Genomic DNA, 1,245 nt, shown 5'->3' with positions numbered 1-1,245 from the left:
TTTGTTTGTTTGTGTTTTGTTGTTTTTGGGTTTGTGTTTTGTGTTGTTGTGGTTGGGTTTGTGTTTGTTTGTGTGTTGGGGTTGTGTGTTGTTGTGGTGGTTGTTTGTGTGGGTTGTTGTGTTGGGTGTGGTTTTTTGTGTTGGTGTTGTGGTTTGGTGGGTTGTTGTTGGTTGTGGTTGTTGGGTGTTGGGTGTTGGTTTTGTTTTGGTGGTTGTTGTGGTGGTTGTGTTGTTGGGGTGGGTGTTTGGTTGTTTGTTGTGTGGGTGTTTTGTTGTTTGTTGGGTGTTGTGTTTGGTGTGGTTTGTGTGTTGGGTTTGTTGGGTTGTTGTTGGGGTTTTTGGGTTGGTGTTGGTTGTGTTGGTGGTTTGGTGTTTGTTGGTTGTGTGTTGGGTGTGTTTGTTGGGTGGTTGTGGTGTGGTTTTTGTGGGGTTTGTTGTTGTGTTGTTGGTGGTTTTGTGGTTGTGGTTTGGTTTGGTTTGTGGTGTTTTTGTTGGGTGGTTTGGTGTGTGGTTGTTGTTTGTGTGGGTGTTGGTGTGGTGTTTTGGTGTTGTTTGTGTTTTGTTGTTGGGTTGGTGTTGGTGTTTTGTGGGTGTTGTGTTTGTGTTTTTGTGGTTGTTGTTTGGTGTGTTGTGTGGTGTTGGTGTTTGGTTTTTGTTGGGTGTTTGTGTTGTGGTTTGTTTTGGTGGTTTGTTGGGTTTGTGTTGTGGTGGTTTGTTTTGTGTTGGGGTGTTGGTGTTGTTGTTGTTGTGGTTTGTTGGTGGTTTTTGTGTGTGGGTGTGTTGGGTTGGGGTGGTGTTTTGTGTGTGGGTTGTGTGGGGTGTTTGGTGTTGGGGGGTGGGGGGTGTGGGGGGTTTGGGTTGTGTTGGTTGTGGGGGTGGTTGTGGTTGTTGGTGTGGGGGTTTGTTGGTTGGGTGTTGTGTGGGTGGGTGGGGTGGTTTGTTGTGGTGGGGTGTTTGGTTGGTGTTTGTTGTTTTGGGTGTGTTGGGGGGTGGTTGGTTTTGGGGGTGGTGTGGTTTGTTGGGGTTGGTGTGGGGTGGGGTTGTGGGGGGTGGTGTTGGTTTGGGGTGGTGGGTGTTGTGGGTTGGTGTGTTGGGGTGGTTTGTTTGTGGTGTTGGGGGTGGTTGTTGTGGGTTTGGTGGGTGGTTGTGGTGTGGGGTGGGTTGTTGGGTGTTGGGGTGGGTTTGGTGGTTGTGGGGGGTGGTGGGTGGGGTTGGGTGTTTGGTTGGGGTGTTGGTGGTGGTTGT

The 1,245-nt window shown here is 49.2% G+C and carries 1 protein-coding gene; it reads right to left on the bottom strand.

Annotated elements, in window-relative coordinates:
• The coding region (locus HD595_RS47400) for a hypothetical protein (protein WP_253781483.1) at positions 1 to 1,245 on the bottom strand (1,245 nt) is incomplete at both ends.

The organism is Nonomuraea roseoviolacea subsp. carminata (genome assembly GCF_024172185.1).
In the GTDB taxonomy this organism is placed as follows: Bacteria; Actinomycetota; Actinomycetes; order Streptosporangiales; family Streptosporangiaceae; genus Nonomuraea; species Nonomuraea roseoviolacea.
Note: the sequence above shows the minus strand (reverse complement) of the source record. Positions and strands in the feature narration are given on the sequence as shown.